Raw genomic sequence first — 20,301 nt, forward strand, 5'->3', positions numbered from 1 at the left:
TAGTTATCTTGACGTCAAGATAAAACTATCACAGGACCGTGGACATCGGTCCGCCGGCCCGCTGACTCCCACTCTTCCCCAAAACCGCGCCGTCGTCACGGGGTGAGGGGCTCCCCCTTCGGCTCGAAGGTCGCCACGCACTCGACGTGGTGGGTCATGGGGAAGGCGTCGAAGGCACGCAGGCCGGTCATCGCGAACCCGAGACCGGCCAGGTAGGCGGTGTCCCGGGCCAGCGCTGCCGGGTCGCAGGCGACGTACACGAGACGACGAGGACGAAGGGAGGTCAGCGCCGCCACGACCTCGCGGCCGGCCCCGGTGCGGGGCGGGTCGATGACGACGACGTCGGCGCTGGGCGGCAGCAGGTCCGAGCGTGCCGAGCGACCACGGGTGCGGCCCCGGCCGTTGCGACCCCCCTTGGACCCCTTGGGGCCCTTGCGCGGGATGCCGAAGAGGTCGTCGACCCGACCGGGGACGACGAGCGCCTGCGGCGTCGCCGCGAGGTTGTCCCGCAGGTGGTCCACCGCCCGGCGATCGGACTCGATGGCGACGAGCTGCCCGTCCGGCCCGGCCGCTTCGGCGAGCGGGACGGAAAAGAGGCCGACGCCGCAGTACAGGTCGAGCACGCGCTCGCCGCCCTGCACATCGGCAGCGGTGAGGACTGCTTCGACAAAGGCCCGGGGTGCGTCCTTGTGGACCTGCCAGAAGCCTCGGGCGTCCACACCCATGGTCCGCTCCCCCGCGGGAGTCGCGACGCGCTCGGTGACGGTGATGGGCGGGGTCGGCGCGTCCGCCGGGACCTCGACGACGACCGTGTCGTCCTCGCCCGACGGGACGACGACGTCGAGGGCCGAGATGCCCGCGAGCGCCCCCTTGACCCCTGCGGTCTCGGCCAGCGTCTCGGTGAGTGCCTCGTCGATGTCGGGGACGGCGATGGGACAACCGGTCAGCGGGACGATGTCGTGGCTGCGGTGGCGGCGCAGCCCGATCCGACCGTCGGCGACGGCGAACTCCACCCGGGTGCGGTACCGCAGCCCGTCGGCGTCCTCGAGAGGCTCCACGACGACGTCACGCTCCAGCCCGGCCAGTCGCTGCAGCTGCTCGGCGACGACGCGCGCCTTGAGGTCTCGCTGGTGACCCGTGGCCACGTGCTGGAAGTCGCAGCCGCCGCACCCACCGGGGCCGGCGACCGGGCAGCGCGAGGCCACGCGGTGCTCCGAGGCATCGGTGACGGCGATCGCGTCCGCGCGCAGGAAACGGTCGCCGGGACCCCCTTCGGTGATCCTGGCCCGCACCCGCTCCCCCGGCAGCGTGTGCCGGACGAAGAGGACTCGCCCCTCGTAGCGGGCCACGCAGTGGCCACCGTGCGCGACCGGTCCCACCTCGACGTCGATCTCGTCGCCAATGGTCAGGTCATCTGCTGCTGGTCCGCTCATGCTCCACCTCGTCGTACGTCGCCCGCCACGGGGCCGTCCATGCGTTCCTCGGCACCGGCCGAGCTCGCGAGCTGCCAGGGCACCGAGGACACCATGACACCCGGCGTGAAGAGCAGTCGACTGCGCAGGCGCAGCGCCGACTGGTTGTGCAGGGCCTGTTCCCACCAGTGACCGAGCACGTACTGCGGGATGTAGACCACGACCAGGTCGCGCGGGTTGCCCGAGCGGATCGACTTGACGTAGTCGACCACCGGTCGGGTGATCTCCCGATAGGGCGAGTCGAGGGCCTTCAACGCCACCGGGATGCCGCGGCGGTCCCACTCGTCCTGCAGCGCCTTGGTCTCCTCCGGGTCGACGTCGACCGTGACGGCCTCGAGCCGTGAGGGCCGGGTCGCCGAGGCATAGGCCAGCGCTCGCAGTGCGGGACGGTGGATGGTGCTGACGAGGACGATCGCGTGCACGCGCGAAGGGAGGAGCTGGTGCTTGGTGTCCCCCTCTGGCACCGCGAGCTCCTCGCTGACGTGCCGGTAGTGGCGGCTGATCGATCCCATGAGCAGGAAGAGGACGGCCATGGCCGCCATCGCGAAGCCCGCTCCGTGGGTGAACTTGGTGAGGACGACGACGACGAGGACCGTGCCGGACATGACGGCCCCGACGGCGTTGATGGCGCGGCGGCGCATCATCGCTCGCTGCTCGGACCGGTCCCCCTCGAGGGCCAGGTGGCGGTTCCAGTGCCGCACCATGCCGATCTGGCTCAGCGTGAAGGAGACGAAGACACCGACGATGTAGAGCTGGATCAGCCGGGTGACGCTGGCATCGAAGATGATGACGAGCAGCCCCGCCGCACCGGCGAGCAGGATGATGCCGTTGGAGAAGGCGAGCCGGTCACCACGGGTGTGCAGCTGACGCGGCAGGTACCCGTCGCGCGCCAGGATCGACCCGAGCACGGGGAAACCGTTGAAGGCGGTGTTGGCGGCGAGCACGAGGATCAGCCCGGTGACGACCGACACGATGACGACACCGGCGGGGAAGCCGTCGAAGACGGCCGTCGCGACCTGGGCCATGACCGTGTGCTGCACGTAGCCGTCCCCGACAGGCACCCCGTCTCGCAGGAGCTGCTGTGCAGGGTTGTCGGCGATCTTGACACCCGTCCACGTGGCCAGCGCGATCATCGACATCAGCATCGTCACCGAGACGGTGCCCATGAGCAGCAGCGTCGTCGCGGCATTCTTGCTCTTGGGCTTGCGGAAGGCGGGCACACCATTGCTGATCGCCTCGACACCGGTGAGCGCCGCCGCACCCGAGCTGAAGGCGCGCAGCAGGAGGAAGGCCATCGCCAGGGTGCCCAGCTGCTCCATCCCCGGCTCGGGAGCCAACGTGAAACTCGCGCTCTCGGCCGAAGGGAGGGTCCCGGTCGTGCGTCGGACGATGCCCACGAGCGCCATGGCCAGCACGGAGAACATGAAGAGATAGGTGGGGATGGCGAAGGCCTTGCCGGACTCGCGCACCCCGCGCAGGTTCATCGCCGTGAGCGCGGTGATGAGCACGATGGCGGCCAGGACCTCGTGGCCGCGCAGCCAGGAAAAGGCGGCCGCCGCATTTTGCACACCCGAGGAGATCGACACGGCGACGGTCAGGACGTAGTCGACGAGCAGCGCGCTCGCGACCGTCAAGCCCGCCCTGGGACCGAGGTTGGTGCTGGCGATCTCGTAGTCGCCGCCGCCTGAGGGGTAGGCGTGCACGTTCTGCCGATAGCTGGCGACGACGACCACCATCACCGCGACGACTGCCAGGGCGACCGGCCACGAGTGCGTCATCGCCAGGGCCCCACCCGCCAGACCCAGGGTCAGGAGGATCTCGTCCGGCGCGTAGGCCACGGAGCTGAGCGCATCGCTGGCAAAGACGGGAAGGGCGAGCCGCTTGGGAAGGAGGGTCTCGCCGAGATCATCACTGCGCATGGCGCGACCAACGAGGACGCGCTTGAGGAAACGTCCTGAAGACACCACGTGAGTGTAGGCCTGCTTCAGGAGGGGTACCGTCAACTCGTGCACTTCGTCATCATGGGATGTGGCCGCGTCGGCGCCTCGCTCGCTCGTTCGCTCGAACGCATCGGCCACGACGTCGCGGTGGTCGATCAGGACCCTGCGGCCTTCCGCCGACTCGGCAGCGAGTTCAACGGCCGCCGCATCGCCGGCGTCGGCTTCGACCGCGACACCCTCGAGCAGGCCGGCATCCGCGAGGCATATGCCTTCGCCGCCGTCTCCAGCGGCGACAACTCCAACATCCTCGCGGCGCGGGTCGCGCGCGAGACCTTCGGTGTCGAGCACGTCGTGGCCCGCATCTACGACCCCGACCGCGCGCAGGTCTACCAGCGTCTGGGCATCCCCACCGTCGCGACGGTCCGCTGGACCGCTGACCAGGTGCTGCGCCGGATGCTCCCCCAGGGGCAGGCGACGGAGATGACCGATGCGTCGGGCCGTCTCGTCGTCGCGGAGATCCAGATCTCGTCCGCGTGGGTCGGGCGTCGCCTGACCTCCATCGAGGAGGCAACGGGAGCTCGCGTCGCCTACATCACCCGACTCGGTGAGGGCATCTTGCCCGGTCCCGACACGGTCTACCAGGAGGATGACCTGGTGCACCTGGTCATCCGACGGGAGCACGTCCACGACGTCGAGCGCATCCTCGACGGCCCACCACCGCAGGAGGACTGAGCCATGCGCGTCGCCATCGTCGGAGCCGGGTCGGTCGGCCGGTCCATCGCCCAGGAGCTCCTGCAGAGCGAGCACTCCGTCCTGCTCATCGACAAGGACGCCAACGAGGTGCGGGTCGCCAAGCTCGCCGAGGCCAACTGGCTCTCGGGTGATGCCTGCGAGCTCTCCACGCTCCAGGAGGCCGAGATCCACTCGTGCGATGTCGTCGTCTGCGCCACCGGTGACGACAAGGCCAACCTCGTCGTGTCACTGCTGGCGAAGACCGAGTTCGGCGTCCCCCGCACGGTGGCCCGCGTCAACAACCCCAAGAACGAGTGGATGTTCGACGAGTCCTGGGGTGTGGATGTCGCCGTCTCGACACCGCGCCTGATGACCGCGCTCGTCGAGGAAGCGGTGAGCGTCGGTGACCTCGTGCGCATCTTCGACTTCCAGCAGGGCAATGCGTCGATGACCGAGATCACCCTGCCCGCGGACAACCCCAATGTGGGCCGGCGGGTCGGCGACATCACCTTCCCCGTCGACACCCTGCTCGTCGGCATCATCCGCGACGGTCGACCCATCGGGCCCACCGCCGACGACTCCCTCGAGGCGCACGACGAGCTCCTGCTGCTCACCACGGCAGAGGCGGAGCCGGAGCTCGAGGCGATGATGCGGCCGGGCGCCAAGGCTCGCCGCCGCCCTGTCCCGCCGATCTGACCGCGACGGTCAGTGCGAGACGTGGGGGTCAGTCCGAGACGCGGGCGTCAGTGCGACGAGACGTCGACCGGCTGGACGAGCTCGTCGTCCGGGTCGATCGGGGTGTTGCCCTTGAGGAGCATCGCCCCCATGACGGCCACCGCCCCGGCCCAGAGCGGCCATCCGAGGACGACCTTGGAGATGGTCAGCCCGGCCACATTGTCCGTCAGGTACAGCGGACCCATGATGGCGACACGGATCGCGTAGACGGCCACCAGCACGAGGGTGAGACGACTGCACACCTTGACGGCAGCGGCGTTGCGGCGCCAGCGGAAGGCATCTCCGGCGGCGACGGCAGCCTGGTCGGCGAAGCCGACCATGATCCCGACGAGCGGCCAGCGCAGCAGGACCGACAGGAGCGACCCGACCAAGTACGCGCAGGACGTGAGGATGCCGGGGAGGAAGGCATCCTCGGCATCACCGGAGCGCAGCGCGAAGAAGGCTGCCAGCCCCGTCGCGATGATCGACCCCAGGACGAACTGCAGGGTCTGGCGTTGTACGAGACGCACCAGTGCGAGCACGACGGTCAGTGCCGCAGCGGCTCCCAGCGAGAGGTTGCGGTCCGTGGTGATCGACCAGACGATGACGAAGACGAGCATCGGCATGGCCGCCTCGAGCGACCCCCGCAGGCCCCCCAGCGCCTCGCCCAAGCGGTGCCGGATGAGGGCCTCGACCGTCGGGTGAACCGGCGCGGCGATGGCTTCGGGCTCACCCATGGTGCGGGAGCAGCTCGTACGCGGGGTTGAAGATCGTGGCCGACCCCCGGGGGCGGCACAGCATGCCGGTCGCCTTGATGTAGGCGCCCGGCTCGATCCCATGGATGCTGCGTCGTCCCAGCCAGACCAGCTGCACAGCGGTCGATCCGTCGAAGATCTCGGCGACGAGTGCGGGGACGGTGGCCCGCGGTCGCAGGGTGACCGCGGTGATGGTCCCCGCGATCGTCACCGACTGGCGGTCGGTCTCATCGGTGATCGGCGCGCACCCGTGGGCCGTCGCTGCCTCACGCAGCTCACCCGCTGCGAGGTCGTCGTCGGAGCGACCGAGGTCGACGAGCCGGCGCAGCAGGGTGGACATCAGCGGACCTCGGTGATCTCGGGTCCACGCTCGAAGGGCTTGAGGTCATCGGTCTGCTCGTCGACGTCCTCGTCGGCCGCGGTCTGCTCCTGCGGCGCCTCGGGCATCTGGAGTGGCAGCATCTCGCGCGGCGCGCGGGGGTCCTCGCCACGCGCGACCACCACCGTGCTCAGGATCTCGTCGAAACGTGCTCGCACATCGTCGTCGACGGCGGCCGATCCGGAGTAGACCGCCCTCACGAACCATCGCGGGCCCTCGGCACCGGCAAAGATCGCCGGCGCGAAGACCGTGCGGCCCTGCGGGCCCGGCTGGGCCAGTCGGGTCCGCAGCTCGGTGCCGAAGGGTCCCTTGGCCTGCTCGACGGTGCCGCCGTTGCCGGTGATCATCTCGGCGATCTCGTCGCGGATGTCGCCCCAGATGCCTGCGGAGCGAGGAGCCGCGAAGGCCTGCAGCTGCACGGCTGCGTCCTCATCGGCGATCTGGACCGCCGTGACGGCGTTGGTCTTCTGGTCGACCTCGAGGCGCAGCTCGGTGCCCGGTGAGGGCCGGAGGAGGATCGATCCGAGGTTGACCAGGGAGTCGGTGTCGGAGACCTCGGAGAGGTCGCGCGGGCCACGGGTCCGGGTGGTGTCCTCGGTCGTCGACGGCGCGTCAGCGCTCTCGGCCGTGGTCGTCGTGTCGGGCTCGGTCGCCTCGTCAGCTGCGTTCTTCTTCTTGCGCCCGAACATCATTCACGTCCTGTCGTCGACTGTGGGCCGAAGCCCCCGCTGGATCCGTATCCAGTCTCACCCCGCTGGCTGGGTGGAAGCGAATCGACAGGGAGGAACTCCCCTTCGCTCACCTCCTGGAGCACGAGCTGGGCGATCCGGTCCCCCACCTGCACCGTGAAGGACTCGGCCGGGTCGAGGTTGACGAGGTTGACGAGGATCTCACCCCGGTACCCCGAGTCGATCGTCCCGGGCGCGTTGACGATCGAGATGCCGTGACGGGCCGCGAGGCCCGAGCGCGGGTGGACGAGTCCGACCCAGCCATGAGGCAGCGCGAGCGCCACGCCCGTGGGCACGAGGGCCCGCTCACCCGGCGCGAGGGTCAGCTCGGCGACCGACGTGAGGTCTGCGCCCGCATCGCCGTGCTTGGCATATGCGGGCAGCACCGCGTCCCGGTGCAGGAGCTGCACCGGGAGCGTGATCTGACGTGGTCCGTCAGCCACGGGTCACGCAGCGCACTCGGTGCAGACCGGGCCGTTCTTGCCGTCGCTGGCCAACTGGCTGCGGTGGTGGACAAGGAAGCAGCTCGTGCAGGTGAATTCGTCTGCCTGGCGTGGAACGACCCGCACCGACATCTCCTCACCGGAGAGGTCAGCGCCGGGCAGCTCGAAGCCTTCGGCCATCTCAGTCTCATCGACGTCGACGTTGGAGGAGGTCGCGTCGCCGCGACGGGACTTGAGCTCCTCGATGGAGTCCTCGGACAGATCGTCGTCAGTCTTGCGAGGAGCGTCGTAATCGGTCGCCATCTCTCCTGTTTCCTTGGGGGCTAGAGGGGCTTGAAAAGCTCTGTTGCCGTCGTCAACGCAGCAGGTGCTGGTTTTGTGCCCGGCGCGCCGGATTGTGCCCCATCCGGCGACGTTGTGCCACCCCGTTCCTGATCAGCGAACGTTCTCGGGTCCGACCTGCTCCACGGCACCCTCCAGGACGGCCCCCAGGGCGGCGTGGAGACCCGGTGCCGCGGCGAGGGTCATCTCGGCTCGCGGAGCGTGCCCATACAGGTCGGAGACCAGCGCGCCGGCCTCGGTGGCCACGAGCCACCCGGCGGCGATGTCCCACGGGTTGAGACCTCGCTCGTAGTACACGTCGAGGCTGCCCTCGGCCACCCGGCACAGGTCGAGCGCCGCGCTCCCGAGCCGACGGATGTCGCGCACCTGTGGCAGCACGTGGGTCAGCACGGCCGCCTGCCACGCCCTCCGGTCGGCGTCGTAGCCGAAGCCGGTACCGCAGAGGGCCTGGCCGAGCGAGGTCTCGGCGACCCGGAGCCGTCGTGGCTCCTCGTCGCCGACCGCGCGCCAGGATCCACCCTCGAGCCAGGCGGTGTACCGCTCCCCCGTCACCGGGTTGACGACCGCACCGGCCACGGGCTGCCAGGTACCGTCGGTGGTCGGGTCACCCACGACCGCCGCGACGGACACCGCGTAGGCCGGGATCTCGTAGAGGTAGTTGACGGTGCCGTCGATCGGGTCGACGACCCAGGTGATGCCCGACTCCCCTGCCCGACCGCCGCGTTCCTCGCCGGCGAACCCGTCCTGCGGGCGCAGCCCACCCAGCCGTGCGAGCAGGTGGTCCTGGCTGCGCTGGTCCATGACCGTCACGACATCAGTCGCCGAGCTCTTGGTCTCGGCGACGCCGAGGCCGTCCGGCCGCTCGTCCATGATCAGCTCGCCGGCTTCGATCGCGACCGTCAGGGCGATCCGGGCCAGCTCGGCGGGGTCGGTCCCCGGGGGCACCGTGTGCATGTCAGTCCGATCCGCAGAGCGCAGGGTGCGCCTCGCGCAGGTTGGGGCAGCATCCCGCCGGGCAGACCGCCGGGTGAGAGTCGAGGTCGCGCCAGGTCGCGCGCACCGGCTGCTCGCCGCGCTCCTGCGCGGCGCGCTCGAGGATGAGGTCGACGAGCCCCGCGACGAAGGCGCGGTCGCCGCCAGGCGTCGGGACGCGCGTCATGGCCAGGCCGATCTCGGCTGCCGTGGTGGCGGCCTCGATGTCCAGGTCGTAGACGACCTCCATGTGGTCGGAGACGAAGCCGATCGGCACCACGACCACGTGCTCGATGCCCTCCTGCACCAGCTCGCGCATCCGATCGTTGACATCGGGCTCCAGCCACGGGGTCCGAGGAGAGCCCGACCGGGAGCAGAAGGCCAGCCCGGCCGGCAGGTCGGCGCCCAGCACGGTGTCGACCTCTGCCGTGATCGCCGCCGCCAGCTCGGCCTGGTCCGCGGAGTAGGCACGCCCCTCGCCGTCACCCGGTCCGGAGGTCTCGTCCATCGCGTCGGGGATGGAGTGGGTGACGTAGAGCAGCGCGACCGCGTCGGGACCGACCGCCTCCACGGCTGCTCGGGCCGCGGCAAGCGTGTCCCGAGCCAGTGTGGCGGCGAACCCGGGGTGCTCGCCGAAGGGCCGCACCTTGTCCAGGACGAGCCCAGCCCTCCCTTCGGCCGCCTCGGCCAACCCCTCCCGGTACTGGCGGCAGGAGGAATAGCTGCGCCAGGCGCTCGTCGGCACGACGAGGACCCGTCGGGCGCCGTCCGCGGTGAGCTCGTCGAGGGCCTCTGGGACGAAGGGGGCGGAGTTGCGGTTGCCCAGCGCCACCGGGAGCACGCACTCGCGAGCCGTCAGCTCGGCCACGAGGTCCGCGACGAGGCGTCGGTTGAGGGCGGGCAGGGGGCTGACCCCGCCCACGAGGTCGTAGTGGGCACCGACCTCGACGAGTCGCTCGTCCGGGACGCCGCGACCGGCGGTGACCCGCCGCAGGAAGGGCAGCACCTCGTCGGGACCTTCGGGACCGCCGAAGGACTGGACCAGCACGGCGTCATACGGTCGAAGGGGGTGCTCAGCAGCGTCATCGGACATGAACACACGGTATCGCCGCGGCGTGTACGTCCCCGGATCGGACCGAGCAGGTGGCAGAGTCGCCCACGAGGACGATGGACGAGAGGGATCTTTGATGCGCGACCTGCGACTCATCGGGGTGCACGACGACGGCGAGCACCTCGTCGTCACCGACGACGCTGGCGAGGAGTACCGCCTGCGGATCGACGAGCCACTGCGCGCCGCAGCGCGGCGCGACCGCCCGCGGCTGGGCCAGCTGCAGATCGCCATCGACAACGATGTGCGGCCGCGCGAGGTGCAGGCGATGATCCGAGCCGGCGCCAGCGCCGACGAGGTCGCTGCCCGCACCGGGTGGGATCTGGACAAGATCGCTCGCTTCGAGGGCCCGGTCCTCGCCGAGCGCGAGCACATCGCGACCCGCGCCCAGGGCGTGCGCCTGCGCGGCACCAACCAGGCGGGTTCACCTGAGACCCTCGCTCAGCGCGCCGCGACCCGATTCGCCGGCCGTGGCGTCGAGCCCTCGTCGGTCCTCTGGGACGCCTCCCGCAACACCGAGGGCCAGTGGACCGTGTCTGCGGCCTTCGCTGCTGGCGGTCGAGAGCGGACCGCGACCTGGTGGTTCGACGTCGCGGGCATGAGCGTCGTCGCCAAGAACGACGAGGCCAAGTGGCTCTCCGAGGCCGACACCCCCGCCGGGCCCGTCCCGACGGCCGTGCACCGCCCCACCGCAGTCTTCGACGTGGAGGTCGAGGAGACCAAGGTCGAGCGGGCCAGCCGGGCCAACACCGACGACCTCATCAACTCCATGCGTGAGCACTCCGGTGCCAAGAGCCGTCGTCGCGGCGGCCGTCGCAAGAGCCGCGCCGCTGAGCCGACGCCCACCGTGACCGAGGACGCGCTGCCGATCGACGAGCTGCCGCCCCCCGCCAGCGGGACGCACCCGCAGGACGACAAGGCCCGGGGCACGACGGTCCAGGACGACAAGCCCAAGGATGAGCCGGCGCGCGCCGGCGCACAGGCCCCCAAGGCGGCTGCTGCACCCGTCACTCCCGCTGCAGAGGCGCCCTCACCCACGGCATCCGCTCAGGACTCCCCTGCTGAGGACCCGTCCGCCGTGACCACTGACCATGTCGAGGTCTCGGCCGCCGCACCGGCTGCCGAGATGAAGGCCGAGCACGAGCCCGACGCCCAGCCCGTGGACACGGCGGAGGACACCGCGGAGTCGGACGAGCTCCTGGAGGACGAGACGACTGGGCCCGGACAGGACGAGTCGACCGGGTCCGAGCCCGAGCAGTCTGAGCCGGAGCAGTCCGACAAGGACTCCACCGGTAAGGGCCGGGGTGGCCGCAAGGGTCGCGCCAAGGTCCCCAGCTGGGATGATGTGATGTTCGGGACGACCCGGGACTGACCTGGGTCAGCCGGGCGGCACCGGGCAGGCGTCGAGGTCGAAGGGCAGGACATCGGCCGACAGCGCAGCAGCCTGGGCGGCTCGGGAGTTCATCCGGCGCATGTGGTGGCGGCGACAGAGCACCTCGTACTCGACCTCGGCCTCATGGGTCGCGTCGGCGGTGTCGCCGACGACGACCTGCTCGCCCTCGACGACCATGATGCCGTCGACCACGCGCGCGTTGTGCGTGGCGCGGCGTCCGCACCAGCACAGTGCGGAGACCTGCAGGACCTGGGTGCGGTCGGCGAGCTCGATGAGCCTGCGGCTGCCGGGGAAGAGCTCGGTGCGGAAGTCGCTCGTGATGCCGAAGGCGAAGACCTCGATGTCCAGCTCGTCGACGATGCGGGCCAGCTGCTCGATCTGCTCGGGCGAGTAGAACTGCGACTCGTCGCAGATCAGGTAGTCCACCCGGCCGCCCGCCGTCAGCTGGGCGACGACCGTCTCCCAGAGGTCGAGATCCTGCCCGACCTCGACAGCCGGAGTCTCCAGGCCCAGGCGCGAGGAGAGCACGGCCTCGCCGGACCGGTCGAGACGGGTGAAGATGATGCCCACCTGGCCGCGGGCCCGATGGTTGTGGTCCATCTGCAGGGCGAGGGTGGACTTGCCGCAGTCCATCGTCCCGGCGAAAAAGCTCAGCTCCGCCATGTCACTGCTCCCGAGCGGCCAGGGTCAGCCACGGAATCGCCACCTCGTCGGCCGTGATCGAGCCGTGTACCCCGATGAGCGCCCGCAGCTCGGGCCGGTGACGACGCGAGTCCTGGACGGCGATCGGTCCGGTCATCGCGGCGATGACCTCACCGATCCGCGGTCGCACGGTGTCGCTGACCGTCCCGAACCACCCCGACTCGATGGCTTCGTCGCGGGTGACGACCAGCGCGTCCTCCCCCAGTCGGCCTCGCCAGGTCGCCAGGACGTCGTCGAGCGCACCGGTCTGCACGTGCAGCTGGACACAGCGTGGTTCGCCGGAGACATGACGCAGCCCGGCATCGAGCTCAGCGTCCTCGGCGATGTCCGGCCGGGCGTCGAGCGGGACATCGACCATCCCGTGGTCGGCCGTAATGTGCAGGGAGGTGTCGGCCGGCAGCAGGTTGGCCAGCCTCGCCAGCTGCGCGTCGACCTCCTCCAGCTCGGCGACCCACTCGTGGGAGTCGCACCCGTGGACGTGACCGATCTTGTCGACCTCTCCCCAGTAGAGGTACACGAGCGATCGTGGCTGTGCCCGGACCGCGCTCACGGTCGCGTCGACGCGCGCGGCCAAGCTCTTGGCAGCGATGAAGCGGCCGCCGCGTAGGGCCGCCTCCGTCAGGCCGGACCCGTCGAAGAAGCCGGGGCCGATCCGGGTGACCGCCACCCCTGCGGCCTGGACCGCCTCGAAGACGGTGGGTGCGGGCTGCCAACGGTGCGGCGCCGGACCGTCTTCCCAGGACAGCTCGTTGAAGACGGCGTCCGTGTCGGGGTCATAGGCCTCGTAGCCGACGAGCCCGTGCGCGCCGGCCAGGGAGCCCGTGCCGAAGCTGCCCATCGAGGTCGCCGTCGTCGACGGGAACCCGCAGTCGATCGTCACCGCGGCATCGGGGTCCTGCAGCAGGCGACGCAGGAAGGGAGCGTGCCCGCCGCGACGAGTCAGCAGCTGGGCTCCCAGTCCGTCCACGAGGACGACGACGGTGCGTCGGGCAGGAGCCAGGGGCCGGTCCCCGCTGCGTGCCAGACCGGGGACCTCGAGGCTCGTCGCGACGGCCGGGAGCAGGCGGTCGAGTCGTGGGGTCGCCGGCAGGAGGGTCGCGGGTTGGTTGCCGTAGTGCGCCATGGAGCGGGTCAGTGCCCGATGCTCGCGGAGAGGTCCCGGGCGAACTCGATGGCCCGGTCGAGCGCCGTGCGTCCCTCTGCCTCGGCGCTGATGCGCAGGGCGATGTCGTCACTGGTGACGGTGCCCTCGTAGCCGTGGTCGCCGCCGTCGCACTCGGGGTCACTGCACTGGGCCGGCAGCAGGTCGACCCGGCTGACCGCTCCCCAGCCGACCGTGAGGGTCAGCTCGCGCCCGAGCGAACCCGGCACATAGGACGACGGGTCGCCGACGACATGGGTGAGCATGACGCCGCGCACATTGGACAGCGGGATGCACTCGGTCGTGGCCGTCGCGATCTCCTGCGCACCGGAGAAGTGGTCGGGGTAGTCATCGGCATGGGCGACCACCAGACGTGTGGTCGTGCGGGCGAAGACGGTGATGTGCCGGCGGACGGTGTCCTGGTCGAAGGTCGTCTCCTGGTGGACCAGGTGCCCGTGCACGTCCTCGGTGCCGACCGCCGCCTTGATCACGTCGGCGACGAGGGCCGGGTAGTAACCGGCCCGCTCGATGTCAGCGGTGAGGGCCGGCGGCAGGGTGATCGCCGTGAGGTCAGCAGGTGCGGGCATCCCGCCATTGTGCCCCAGCCTCAGGTCAGGCTCCGCGCGTCGGTGTCGATGCGCCGGGTCGCCGGCGAGATCATGACCTCGGCCCCGATGACCGTCACGCCGCTCCCGTGGGCGATCACCGGGTTGAGCTCCACCGACGACAGCTCGAGGAAGTCGTCGGACATGATCGACAAGCGGCCGAGGACGTCCTCGAGTGCGGCACGATCCACCGGTACCGCACCGTCGTACCCCATGAGCAGCGGCGACAGCTTGATCCCCTCGACGATCTCGCGCACGTCGACGTCGGTGAGCGGCGGGATCCGGTAGGCGATGTCGTCGAGCAGCTTGGTCGGCGCGCCGGCGATGCTGAAGGAGACCACGGGACCAAAGAGCGGGTCCTCGATCGTGGACAGCACGGTGGAGACTCCGGGTCCGGCCATCCGCTGGACGACGAAGTAGTTGGCGTCCATCGGGGCCAGTCTCCGGTCGAGGGCTTCGAAGGCTGCCCGCACGGACTGCGCGTCGTGCAGGTCCACGCGGATGCCCTCGAGCATCGCCTGGCCCCGCACGAGCGGCGAGAGGGACTTGACGACCACGGGGTACCCGACGGCTTCCGCTGCCGCCACCGCCTCGTCGGCCGTGGCCGCCTCGTAGCGCGGCCAGACATCGATCCCATAGGCCCCGAGCAGCTCGCTCGCCTCGTCGCTGGTGAGGGCGCGCCCTTCCGGGTCCTCCTCGAGCACCCGGTCGAGCAGCGCGCGGGCCGCCCACCGGTCGATCCCGTCGCGTACCACGGTCTCGCCCTTGTCCTTGTCACGCCACTGCCCGTAGTCCGTCGCGGCGGCGAGCGCCCGGATGGCCTCCTCGGGCATGGCGTAGAGCGGCACGGCCTGCCGGGGAGCATCGTCGGGGAAGTCGCCGGTCTCGTGGAGGAAGGCGGCGTCACCACCGTCGTCGACACCCCGCAGACCCAGCAGCGTCGCGACGCAAGGCTTGTCCGACCGTGAGGCCGCATGCCGCAGGGCCTCGACGACCTCTTGGTCGAGCGCCCCGACAGGAGGGATGAAGCAGACGATAACCGAGTCGACCTGGTCGTCGGCGAAAGCGGCGTCCACCGCCGCCTGGAACTCGACGGCCGTGGCCTCTGTGGGTACGGCGACCGGGCCGTGGACGACCTCGAGCCCGCGCTCGTTGGCGTTGTCGGCGCACAACGCCGCGAGCTGGCTGGAGTTGCCGACGATGGCGACCCGGCGCCCCGCGGGGAGTGGCTGGTGTACGAGCAGCTGGGCGACGTCGAACATCTGGTGGACGTTTTCGCAGTGGATGACCCCGGCCTGCTCGAGCATGGCGTTGAAGGCATGCGGCTTGACCTTGGGCTTGCGCACCTTGTGGCCGGGGGGCGCCCCGTAGCTCGCCGAGGCGGGCTTGACGACGATGACCGGCTTGTTGGAGGCGAGGTGGCGCGCCACCCGGGAGAACTTGCGCGGGTTGCCCATGGACTCGAGATAGAGCCCGACCGCGCGCGTGCGCTCGTCCTCCACCCAGTACTGCATGAGGTCATTGCCGGACACGTCGACCCGGTTGCCCGCGGAGGCGAAGACCGAGATGCCGAGGTTTCGGCGGGCGGCGGAGTCGAGGTTGGCGATCGCCAGGGCACCGCTCTGGGAAAAGAGCCCGAGGAAGCCGGGCTTGGGGATGATCGAGGTCAAGGTCGCGTTGAGGGCGACCGCCGGATCGGTGTTGATCAGCCCGAAGGAGTTGGGTCCCAGGACCCGCATCCCGTGGTCGCGCGCGAGGCGCAAGACCTCCTGCTGCCGTCGGGCTCCCTCGTCGTCCACCTCGGCGAACCCGGAGGAGACGATGAGCAGGGTCCGCACCCCGGCCGCCGCGCACTCGACGACGACCCCGGTGACGCGGTCTGCAGGCACCGCGATGACGGCCAGGTCCACACCTCCGTCGATCTCGCCGATCGAGGCCACCGCCTGCAGCCCCAGGATCTCGTCTGCGTCGGGGTTGACCGCGTGCACCCTCCCGGTGAAACCGCCCTCGACGATCTGCTTGAGCATCTGGTGGCCGATGGCGCGCTCGCGTCGGCTGGCGCCGATCACCGCGACCGAGCCCGGGTGCAACATCGCCCGCACGCTCTGCGACTCCGCACGGTGCTCCCGCGCGAAGCGGACCGAGAGCGACTCCGCGGTCGGCTCGATGGCGAAGTGCAGTGTCACGACGCCGTCTTCGATCCGACGGCTCACCTGGTAGCCCGCGTCGGAGAAGACCGAGAGCATCTTGCGGTTGTGGGGCAGGACCTCGGCCTCGAACTCCTTGAGGTCGCCCGAATGGGCGATCGCCGCGAGGTGCTCGAGGAGGACGGAGCCGATCCCCTTGCCGTGGTAGTGGTCAGAGATGTTGAAGGCGACCTCGGCGCTGTGGTCGCTCACCCGGTCGTAGCGGCCGATCCCGATGATGTCGTCGCCGATCATGGCCACGAGAGCCATCCGGTCGTGGTAGTCGACCTCGGTGAAGCGCTTGATGTCGCGATCGCTGAGGGTGCGCATGGGAGCGAAGAAGCGCAGATAGATCGACTCGTCGGACTGACCGGCGTGGAATTTGCGGATCCCGTCGGCATCCGAGGGCTTGATCGGCCTCAGCCTGCAGACCGACCCGTCCCGAAGGACGACATCAGCCTCAGCCAGCACCGGGTAGCCCGTGGGGAGCTCCGTCATGTCCTCAATCCTGCCACGGCCGGCTGGTCAGCACGTCGGTGACGCCACGTGTGTCGGTACCGCACGTGACGGGGCGCAGGGGTGAGGATGGGTGGGCTCGAGCACCGTTCCCACGAGGAGTCACCAGCCAGCATGGCCCGCCGCACCGCAGCAGCTTCTCCCCCGCCCGACGCCCCGGAGCGGATCGTCGACATCGACGTCGCGGACGAGATGCGCAACGCCTTCCTCGAGTACAGCTACTCGGTGATCCACGCGCGCGCCCTGCCCGACGCCCGCGACGGACTCAAGCCGGTCCACCGCCGGATCCTGTACTCGATGAGCGAGATGGGGCTGCGCCCTGAGCGCGGCCACGTCAAGTCCTCCCGCGTCGTCGGCGAGGTCATGGGCAAGTACCACCCGCACGGCGACACGGCAATCTACGACGCCCTCGTGCGTCTGGCCCAGCCCTTCTCGATGCGACTGCCGCTCGTCGACGGTCACGGCAACTTCGGCTCGCTCGACGACGGTCCGGCCGCGAGCCGCTACACCGAGGCGCGGATGGCCCCGGCCGCGCTGCTCATGGTGACCGGGCTCGACGAGGACACCGTCCCCTTCGTCCCCAACTACGACGACCAGCTCCTCCAGCCGGAGGTCCTCCCTTCGGCCTATCCCAACCTCCTGGTCAACGGCACGACCGGTATCGCCGTCGGCATGGCGACCAACATGCCGCCGCACAACCTCGTCGAGGTCATCGGCGCTGCCCGTCACCTGCTGACCCACCCGGACGCCAGCCTGGACGACCTGATGAAGTTCGTGCCCGGCCCCGACCTGCCCGGTGGCGGGCGGATCGTCGGTCTCGACGGGATCCGCGATGCCTATCTCACCGGTCGCGGCAGCTTCCGCACCCGCGCGACCACGCGGATCGACAAGGTCTCCCCGCGCCGTCAGGGGATCATCGTCACCGAGCTGCCCTACCTCGTCGGCCCCGAGAAGGTCATCGAAAAGATCAAGGACGCCGTGCAGTCCAAGAAGCTGCAGGGCATCGCCGACGTCAAGGACCTCACGGACCGCGAGTCCGGCATGCAGCTGGTCATCGAGATCAAGAACGGCTTCAACCCCGAGGCGGTCCTCGACAAGCTGTACAAGCTCACCCCGATGGAGGACTCCTTCTCCATCAACAACGTGGCGCTCGTCGAGGGCCAGCCGCGCACGATGGGGCTCAAGGAGCTGCTCACGGTCTACGTCGACTTCCGACGTGACGTCGTGCGGCGGCGCACCGAGTACCGCCTGGCCAAGCGTCGTGAGCGCCTGCACCTGGTCGAGGGACTGCTCATCGCGATCGTCGACATCGACGAGGTCATCCAGGTCATCCGCACCAGCGATGACGCCAACATCGCGCGCGAGCGCCTGCGAGAGGTCTTCGACCTGTCCGAGCCGCAGGCGACCTACATCCTCGACCTGCAGCTGCGCCGCCTGACCAAGTTCTCCCGGATCGAGCTCGAGAAGGAGCAGAGTGATCTGCTCGAGCAGATCACTGCGCTCGAGGAGATCCTCGGCGACGACAAGGTCCTCACCCGACTCATCTCCACGGAGCTGGCCGATGTCGCCAAGCGGCACGGCGACCCGCGACGCACGGTGCTGCTGGAGTCTGCGGGCCAGGCAGCCGCAGCGAGCACGCCGCTCGAGGTCGCCGACGACCCGTGCTGGGTGCTGCTGTCGAGCACCGGGCTGCTGGCTCGTACCAGCGACGCAGAACCGCTGAGCACCGATGGCGGCCGGGCCAAGCACGACGCCATCGTGGCCGCGGTGCGCACCACCGCTCGGGGTGAGGTCGCGGTCGTGACCTCCGCCGGTCGGATGGTGCGTCTGGGAGCCCTCGAGCTGCCCGGCCTGCCGCCGTCCAACGGCGCGCCCAATCTCTCCGGTGGGGCGCCGCTCGCGGCCTATGTCGACCTGCCGGGCGGTGAGACGCCGCTGACCCTGATGAGCCTGTCGACTGACTCCCCCGGCCTGGCTCTCGGCACCGCCCACGGCGTCGTCAAGCGCGTGAGCACCGACTACCCCAAGGGCAGCTCCTGGGAGGCCATCTCCCTCAAGGACGGTGACCGCGTCGTGGGAGCCGTCGAGCTGTCCACGGGCGAGGAGGAACTGGTCTTCGTCACCGACCACGCCAGCCTGCTGCACTTCTCCGCCGGTGACGTGCGGCCGCAGGGCCGCTCAGGTGGTGGCATCGCGGGGATCCGACTGACGGACGGGGCGCAGGTGATCTTCTTCGGCGCCGCCAACCTCAACTTCGACAACATCGTCGTGACCGTGTCGGGTTCCTCCGACGCGCTGCCCGGGACCGACACCGGCGCATGGAAGGTCACCTCCTTCGACGAGTACCCGAGCAAGGGCCGCGCGACCGCTGGCATGCGCGCCCACCGCTTCCTCAAGGGCGAGGACGGACTGCTCCTGGCCTGGGTCGGCCGGGCCAATGCCCGGGCCTCCCAGCCCAACGGCGTCCCGGTCAACCTGCCCGAGGCCGACGGTCGTCGCGACGGCTCCGGCACGCCCGCCGCCGCTGTCATCGGCGGTATCGGCTCGCTCTGACAGTCCGCATGACGAAGGGGGTGGAGCCGGCAAACGCCGGCTCCACCCCCTTCGTCATGCCCGGTCAGTTGTGGTCAATGTGCTCCGGGTCGCGCATGTACGTCTTCTTGGCGTAGAGCGCCCGGTTGAGGAACCAGGTGATCGCCCACAAGACGATGCCCAGGACGAGCAGGCCGCCACCGATGACGTACTGCTGCTGCTGGTCCTCGCTGCGGGCCCACGGCCCGACGAGGAAGGCGCAGCACAGTGCCGCGATGATCGGCAGGATGGTCGGCGCCCTGAAGTGCTGACGATCCACGTGGTCACGACGCAGCACGAGGACCGCGACGTTGACGACAGTGAAGACCGCGAGCAGCAGCAGCGCCGTGGTGCCGCCCAGGAGCGACACCACCTCCGACTCGCCGTCGAGGACGACATAGGTGATCAGTCCGAAGGAGATGAGCGTCGTGAAGATGATCGCGACCCACGGCGTCTGCCGGGTCTTGTGCACGGCTCCCAGACCGGGGGGCAGGACCTCCTGACGGGACATGCCGTAGACGAGACGCGAGGCCATGAGCATGTTGATCAGGGCCGAGTTGGCGACGGCGAACATCCCGATGAAGGGGAAGATCTTGTCAAAGGGCAACCCGGGCGCACCCGCGGCGACGACCTGCGTCAGCGCAGACGGTTTGTCCGGATCGATCAGGCTGCCCACCGGGACGAGCGCGACCGCGGTGATGGACACGAGGATGTAGATGACACCCGTGATACCCAGACCGGTCAGCATGACCTTGGGGAAGATCTTCGACGGCTCCTTGGTCTCCTCGGCCATGTTGACCGAGTCCTCGAAGCCGACCATCGCGAAGAAGGCCAACGAGGTCGCCATCGTGATCGCGAAGAAGGTGCCCTTGCCGCTCGGGCTGTCGAAGATGATGACGCGAGAGAAGTCCGCCCGGCCCTGGGTGACGGCGAAGAGGCCGATGAAGATGATCATCAGCAGGCCCGAGAGCTCGACCAGGGTGAGCACGACATTGGCCTTGACGCTCTCGCCCACGCCGCGGAAGTTGATCGCGGCGATGACCGCCATGAAGGCCAGGGCGACGAAGAGCAGCTGCGTCGAGCCGTCCGCCCACTCCAGCTGGAGACCATCGCGCAGGAATTCGGCGAAGGCACTCGAGGCCGTCGACGCCGACGTGATGCCCGAGCACATGACGATGAAGGCGGTGATGAAGGTGATGAAGTGCACGCCGAAGGCCTTGTGCACGAAGGTCGCTGCGCCACCCGCCTTGGGGTACTTCGTGACCAGCTCCAGGTAGGAGAAGGCCGTCATCGTGGCCACGATGAAGGCGACGAGGAAGGGAGCCCACGCCGCACCGCCGACCTCGGCCGCGACCTTGCCGGTCAGTGCGTAGACACCGGTGCCGAGGATGTCGCCGACGATGAAGAGGAGCAGGAGCTTGGGCCCCAGGACCCTCTTGAGCTCGGTCGAGTCCTCACCCGTGGTGTGGTCCGAGGTGGCGACATCGGACATGAGTCCTCCTGAGTCTGCGGCGCGCCCGGCGCGCACCGATCCACATACCGTGACCCACGCCACCGTCGCGCGCAACTGCATCGGCTGCGACGCGCCGACGGCTGCGCGAA

The 20,301-nt window shown here is 69.8% G+C and carries 18 protein-coding genes; 4 read left to right on the forward strand and 14 right to left on the reverse strand.

Features of this window, described 5'->3' with window-relative positions; genetic code table 11:
* Positions 1-95 precede the first annotated feature (95 nt).
* On the reverse strand, positions 96-1,433 hold the full coding sequence (locus JLI01S_RS11345) for a class I SAM-dependent RNA methyltransferase (protein ID WP_068264571.1): 1,338 nt from the start codon (positions 1,431-1,433) through the stop codon (positions 96-98).
* On the reverse strand, positions 1,430-3,391 hold the full coding sequence (locus tag JLI01S_RS11350; RefSeq protein ID WP_068264574.1) for an APC family permease: 1,962 nt from the start codon (positions 3,389-3,391) through the stop codon (positions 1,430-1,432). The genes JLI01S_RS11345 and JLI01S_RS11350 overlap by 4 nt, the downstream gene beginning before the upstream one ends.
* Positions 3,392-3,478: 87 nt before the next feature.
* Here JLI01S_RS11350 and JLI01S_RS11355 point away from each other — a divergent pair, with 87 nt between their 5' ends.
* Both JLI01S_RS11355 and JLI01S_RS11360 read left to right on the forward strand, forming a co-directional pair.
* A complete protein-coding gene (locus tag JLI01S_RS11355) occupies positions 3,479-4,144 on the forward strand; it encodes a potassium channel family protein (RefSeq protein WP_068264575.1) in 666 nt (221 codons plus the stop codon).
* 3 nt (positions 4,145-4,147) lie between these two features.
* On the forward strand, positions 4,148-4,840 hold the full coding sequence (locus JLI01S_RS11360) for a potassium channel family protein (protein WP_068264577.1): 693 nt from the start codon (positions 4,148-4,150) through the stop codon (positions 4,838-4,840).
* A gap of 47 nt (positions 4,841-4,887) precedes the next feature.
* On the opposite strand, the gene JLI01S_RS11365 is transcribed toward JLI01S_RS11360, so the two are convergent.
* The 7 genes from JLI01S_RS11365 to JLI01S_RS11395 all read right to left on the reverse strand — a co-directional run bounded on the left by JLI01S_RS11365 (position 4,888) and on the right by JLI01S_RS11395 (position 9,570).
* Positions 4,888-5,595 carry a DUF3159 domain-containing protein gene (locus tag JLI01S_RS11365; RefSeq protein ID WP_068264580.1) on the reverse strand — a complete coding sequence of 236 codons (708 nt, stop codon included), beginning with the start codon at positions 5,593-5,595 and terminating at the stop codon, positions 4,888-4,890.
* Entirely contained in the window at positions 5,588-5,953 is a 366-nt protein-coding gene (locus tag JLI01S_RS11370) for an OB-fold nucleic acid binding domain-containing protein (protein WP_068264584.1), read from the reverse strand. The genes JLI01S_RS11365 and JLI01S_RS11370 overlap by 8 nt, the downstream gene beginning before the upstream one ends.
* A complete protein-coding gene (locus JLI01S_RS11375) occupies positions 5,953-6,684 on the reverse strand; it encodes a DUF3710 domain-containing protein (protein ID WP_084349379.1) in 732 nt (243 codons plus the stop codon). The genes JLI01S_RS11370 and JLI01S_RS11375 overlap by 1 nt, the downstream gene beginning before the upstream one ends.
* On the reverse strand, positions 6,681-7,163 hold the full coding sequence (gene dut, locus JLI01S_RS11380; RefSeq protein WP_068264588.1) for a dUTP diphosphatase: 483 nt from the start codon (positions 7,161-7,163) through the stop codon (positions 6,681-6,683). The genes JLI01S_RS11375 and dut overlap by 4 nt, the downstream gene beginning before the upstream one ends.
* Before the next feature lie 3 nt (positions 7,164-7,166).
* Positions 7,167-7,466 carry a DUF4193 domain-containing protein gene (locus JLI01S_RS11385; RefSeq protein WP_055994881.1) on the reverse strand — a complete coding sequence of 100 codons (300 nt, stop codon included), beginning with the start codon at positions 7,464-7,466 and terminating at the stop codon, positions 7,167-7,169.
* 132 nt (positions 7,467-7,598) lie between these two features.
* Positions 7,599-8,459 carry an inositol monophosphatase family protein gene (locus JLI01S_RS11390; RefSeq protein WP_068264590.1) on the reverse strand — a complete coding sequence of 287 codons (861 nt, stop codon included), beginning with the start codon at positions 8,457-8,459 and terminating at the stop codon, positions 7,599-7,601.
* Position 8,460: 1 nt separating this feature from the next.
* Positions 8,461-9,570 carry a ferrochelatase gene (locus JLI01S_RS11395; RefSeq protein WP_068264633.1) on the reverse strand — a complete coding sequence of 370 codons (1,110 nt, stop codon included), beginning with the start codon at positions 9,568-9,570 and terminating at the stop codon, positions 8,461-8,463.
* A gap of 94 nt (positions 9,571-9,664) precedes the next feature.
* Between JLI01S_RS11395 and sepH the strand changes: the two genes are divergently transcribed.
* Positions 9,665-10,957 carry a septation protein SepH gene (sepH, locus tag JLI01S_RS11400; protein WP_068264592.1) on the forward strand — a complete coding sequence of 431 codons (1,293 nt, stop codon included), beginning with the start codon at positions 9,665-9,667 and terminating at the stop codon, positions 10,955-10,957.
* Between the two features lie 6 nt (positions 10,958-10,963).
* Here sepH and JLI01S_RS11405 read toward each other — a convergent pair whose 3' ends face one another.
* Genes JLI01S_RS11405 through JLI01S_RS11420 form a run of 4 tightly spaced genes read right to left on the reverse strand, consistent with a single transcriptional unit; the run spans position 10,964 to position 16,110 of the window.
* The gene (locus tag JLI01S_RS11405) at positions 10,964-11,641 is read right to left on the reverse strand and encodes a thymidine kinase (protein WP_068264595.1); all 678 of its coding nucleotides are present in this window, start codon (positions 11,639-11,641) and stop codon (positions 10,964-10,966) included.
* 1 nt (position 11,642) lies between these two features.
* Positions 11,643-12,803 carry an alkaline phosphatase family protein gene (locus tag JLI01S_RS11410; protein ID WP_068264597.1) on the reverse strand — a complete coding sequence of 387 codons (1,161 nt, stop codon included), beginning with the start codon at positions 12,801-12,803 and terminating at the stop codon, positions 11,643-11,645.
* Between the two features lie 8 nt (positions 12,804-12,811).
* Positions 12,812-13,408 carry a DUF5998 family protein gene (locus JLI01S_RS11415; protein ID WP_068264599.1) on the reverse strand — a complete coding sequence of 199 codons (597 nt, stop codon included), beginning with the start codon at positions 13,406-13,408 and terminating at the stop codon, positions 12,812-12,814.
* 20 nt (positions 13,409-13,428) lie between these two features.
* Complete coding sequence (locus tag JLI01S_RS11420; RefSeq protein WP_068264602.1) at positions 13,429-16,110, reverse strand: bifunctional acetate--CoA ligase family protein/GNAT family N-acetyltransferase; 2,682 nt, start codon at positions 16,108-16,110, stop codon at positions 13,429-13,431.
* A gap of 132 nt (positions 16,111-16,242) precedes the next feature.
* Here JLI01S_RS11420 and JLI01S_RS11425 point away from each other — a divergent pair, with 132 nt between their 5' ends.
* Positions 16,243-18,681 carry a DNA gyrase/topoisomerase IV subunit A gene (locus JLI01S_RS11425; RefSeq protein WP_068264604.1) on the forward strand — a complete coding sequence of 813 codons (2,439 nt, stop codon included), beginning with the start codon at positions 16,243-16,245 and terminating at the stop codon, positions 18,679-18,681.
* Between the two features lie 64 nt (positions 18,682-18,745).
* Here the strand turns inward: JLI01S_RS11425 and JLI01S_RS11430 are convergent, their stop codons facing one another.
* Positions 18,746-20,191 carry an APC family permease gene (locus JLI01S_RS11430; protein ID WP_068264607.1) on the reverse strand — a complete coding sequence of 482 codons (1,446 nt, stop codon included), beginning with the start codon at positions 20,189-20,191 and terminating at the stop codon, positions 18,746-18,748.
* Positions 20,192-20,301: the final 110 nt, after the last annotated feature.

The organism is Janibacter limosus NBRC 16128 (assembly GCF_001570985.1).
Lineage (GTDB): Bacteria > Actinomycetota > Actinomycetes > Actinomycetales > Dermatophilaceae > Janibacter > Janibacter limosus.